The 3895-nt window shown below is 44.0% G+C and carries 4 protein-coding genes; 2 read left to right on the plus strand and 2 right to left on the minus strand.

All coding sequences use genetic code 11. The features are described from left to right. Positions 1-24 precede the first annotated feature (24 nt). Both F6K38_RS31840 and F6K38_RS31845 read right to left on the minus strand, forming a co-directional pair. Entirely contained in the window at positions 25-249 is a 225-nt protein-coding gene (locus F6K38_RS31840; RefSeq protein WP_008181557.1) for a hypothetical protein, read from the minus strand. Between the two features lie 29 nt (positions 250-278). After that, positions 279-938, minus strand: a complete 660-nt coding sequence (locus F6K38_RS31845) for an ester cyclase (RefSeq protein WP_287359057.1) — start codon at positions 936-938, stop codon at positions 279-281. Between the two features lie 167 nt (positions 939-1105). Between F6K38_RS31845 and F6K38_RS31850 the strand changes: the two genes are divergently transcribed. Further along, on the plus strand, positions 1106-2542 hold the full coding sequence (locus F6K38_RS31850; RefSeq protein ID WP_287254298.1) for a flavin monoamine oxidase family protein: 1437 nt from the start codon (positions 1106-1108) through the stop codon (positions 2540-2542). Between the two features lie 150 nt (positions 2543-2692). Continuing rightward, a partial coding sequence (locus F6K38_RS31855; RefSeq protein ID WP_287359060.1) for a GH3 auxin-responsive promoter family protein occupies positions 2693-3895 on the plus strand: 1203 nt, incomplete at its 3' end.

The following is a 3895-nucleotide window of genomic DNA, read 5'->3' on the forward strand; positions in this document are numbered from 1 at the left end:
TATAAGCGATTAGCCCTAAGCAGGCTAGGCTTCGGGAACCCTTGAGGCAACAATGGGGGATACAGGCTTTGAGCAACTACGGTAGATTAAGGCTTCCAGGGTTACGTCGAACTCAGGTGAGATTTTATCGAATTGAAAGTCTGGGAAAAAGCCCTTGGCCAAAGCCCACGCTACGCCCATAAGCTGAAAGCTGAAAGCTGTTCGCACCTCAAGCAGCGTGGCCACAGGCCAAGGGTGGGCGTAGCGCATTAGCTGAATGCTTACGAATTATTTAAATTTTAAGAGTGGAAGGGACAGCCTGATGTTAATTGCTTGAGAAACAAACTGTTATCGAAGAAATGCTCCAAGGAGACAATCTTCAAGTCTTCAGTAACCCGAGCAATGCTGATGCCAAAAACTTCTATGGTTTCTCCTGTGGGTTCATGACCTTTAAAAGAACCGCTAAACGTCCCCCAATGCCGCCACTTAAAGGTGACATTAGGAGGTCCGGAAAGCACTTCCATCAGTTCCCAGAGAAAGCCATTAGGAAAAGCCTTATGGAAAATTTCTATGGATGATTCAAAGGTTTCTTCTGTGGAGCGATAGTGTTCCGTATCCCCAAGAAATACGTTGTATGTTCCGATATCAGCAACAGTCTGGGCATTGTACTTTGGTCCACCGTTAGTGCTCATCCGAAACTGGTCGGCAACAATAGACAACCACTGCTCAGGATTAGCTTTATAGGAAGCTTCCATTTCGAAGGTTCTGACTAAGTTTTGAGCGATCGCTTCCAAAGACCCCTCTGGATGATTGAATTTACTCCCTTTCTTAAGAAATTGATTAGTTTGGGCATAATCAGGGCGTTTGCCCTCTCGCCATTCAACCCCAGCATCATTGGCGATAACTGTATCTCTTTCCTGCACCCAAAGAGGCAATCCTGTGGACTGAGTATTACTCATTCAAGTCTCTCAATTCAATTGATTAGAATTCCTCAACAATTTTGCTAAATTGTCTTCTTGCTACCATGGCAAGTACATAAAAATTAAACTATGTGATCAGTTTGTAATAGTAAACAATAAAATGAAATATTAAAATAATCAAATAATGCAATAATCACTACAAACTAATGACTACTAGAGGTCTTAATCGCCGTAAATTCCTGGGTCGGATGGCTCAGTCTGCCCTAGCCACCCTCGTGGTAGGACGAGCATCTAAACAGATTGCTGCATCTGCTTCGATTAAGCCCACCTCAGTAGTGGTGATCGGTGCTGGTCTTTCCGGTTTATATAGCGCGTTGCTATTAGAGGCAAAGGGGATTTCGGTAACGGTATTGGAAGCACGCGATCGCGTTGGTGGTCGTATCTATACCTTAGATGACCTACCGGGTAAACCAGAAGCCGGAGGTCAGAGTTTGAGCGAGACATACCAGCGCCTGTTAACTCTAGCCCAGAAGCTGAAAGTACCTGTGGAACCGCTTCAGCAGTTGGACAGGGCACTGCTACTCCATATTAATGGGCAATCTGTATTGACCCCAGACTGGTCTAAATCTATGGCGAATCAGTTAGCAGAAAGCGAGCGTAGTATAGTTCCACCTCGTTTGCTAACCCATTACCTCCACCCCAATAATCCCTTGGAAGATGCTACAGCATGGAGATCCCCGACCCATTTTGACCTAGATATCCCTCTAGATGACTATATGCTTGCCCAAGGGGCATCTCCAGAAGCCCTTCGCCTGATGAACGTTTATCCTTTTTCAATGAACAGCTTGGAAACTGCCTCGGCCTTGTGGGCATTCAAGAATGACCAACAAGTACAGACTCTAAGCAAGACCATGATGCATGTCAAAGGCGGCAACTCTCGCTTGCCTGAACAGATGGCAGCATCTCTGAACTCTGTTGTCCAAACCAAGAAAGTAGTGACAGCTATCCGCAGCCAGGAAACTGGTGTTCAAGTCTACTGCTCCGATGGCTCAACCTTCCAGGCTGACTACGTTGTCTGTACTCTGCCTTTTTCTGTACTGCGCCAGGTAGAGATCGATCCTCCTTTGGAAGGGGCGCAGGCTGAGGCTGTCCAGGAATTACCCTATACAATAGTCACACAGGTTCATGTTTCTGTTACCAATCCGTTCTGGGAAGAAGACGGTTACCCAATCAGGATGTGGACAGACTCTGTGTTAGAGCTGGTCTTTCCACACAAGGATGCTTCTGGAGAAGTCCAAAGCTTAACCTGCTGGGCTAATGGAGCCAGTGCTAAGAAGTTAGATGCTATGTCAGAACAGGAATTAGGACAATTTGTCAAGGCTGAACTGAAGCGAATTCGCCCTGCTACTGAAGGTAATGTCGAGATAGCCCGTGTGGTTTCCTGGGGTAGTGATCCTTATGCTCAGGGAGCTTATGCTCACTTTGCCCCCGGACAAATTCGCGGATTTCAGAACAAGATGGCTAAACCCTGGAATCGAATTCACTTTGCTGGGGAACATACTGCGATCGCATCTCCTGGTATGGAATCAGCGTTGGAATCAGGGGAGCGAGTTGCTGGAGAGATTTTGGTTCGTGTTGCCTGAAGGAGTAAAATCATTTCTGGTGTCGTGTTAGACGCGCTTAGTGGCAAAAGTTAAAACCAAAAGTTAAAACCAAAAGTTAAAACCGAATTTGAGCATTCCTCTACTTGCCGCTAATTCAATCGTTTTGAAAGTAAGCGTTAGGAAAAAATCATGCTAGAGCACCCTCTAAAACTAATCGATATAATTTCTGATCGCTTGTTACTAGTAATATTGAATTATTTCAGTAAAAGCAATCTAAAAAAGTTACAAAATGACACCGCAAACGCTGCCAAAGTTCAAACTAAAGTCCTGATGGATATTTTGAAGCTTCAGAAGGACACTGACTACGGTAAAAGGTACAAATTTTCCGAGATTAAGTCAGTCAAAGACTTCCGAAAAGCACATCCTATTTCTACTTATCAAGACTACCAAGATATTATTAATAATATTGCCAATACCGGCAAGTTTAATCAACTGGTAGCAGAGCCCATTATTCTATTTCAAGAAACATCAGGAACCACCGGTAAAGGCAAATTAATCCCCAGAACCAAACGTCTGTTCTCAGCCTTCCAGAAAGTTATCCAAGCGGTGGTAGGACTTACAGAATCTTACTATCTGAATAAGAACGGTAACACCAACAATTGCCGTGGTCTTACCTTATCCAACGCACAACCACTAAAGCTTACACCCAGTGGGATTCCACGAGGAGCAGGTAGTAGCGGAGGCATCAAACAGTCTAAGTTTATTCAAACTATTATACGTCTCAAATATACTAGCCCTCCTAGCGTCTTTTTAATATCGGATTACCGCAGTGCTTATTATTGCCATTTGCTGTTTGGTTTACTAGAGCAAGATTTGGCATACATCATGGGTAACTTTGCCTATAATTTATTACAAGGTCTACAAACCTTGGAAAAAGAGTGGCAGCAATTGGTCAACGATATCCAGTATGGTAGAATTGATCAAAGCTTAGAACTAGATGCTTCCACACGGGATGATTTACAAAATTTACTCAAGCCAAATCCAGACCGTGCCCAGGTACTAAGGACTGAATTTGAAAAAGGATTCGAGGGAATTTTACCTCGAATATTCCCGAAATTGTCCTACATACAATGTATCACAACGGGTTCTATGCAGCTGTACAAAGAAAGTTTGCAAGTTTATACAGGTGACCTCCCGATTTACTCTCCTGGTTATGGTGCTTCTGAAGCTTGGATTGGAATCAACTTAGAACCACAAAAAGAGCCTCCTGCCTATGTGATAACTCCTAGTTCGGCATTCTTTGAATTTATACGGATTAGTGAAGTTGATGGGGATGCGCCTACTACTGTTGATTTAACCTCCCTTGCGGTCGGTGAAAGTTATGAAATAGTG

It is taken from the genome of Moorena sp. SIO3B2 (assembly GCF_010692525.1).
GTDB lineage: Bacteria > Cyanobacteriota > Cyanobacteriia > Cyanobacteriales > Coleofasciculaceae > Moorena > Moorena producens.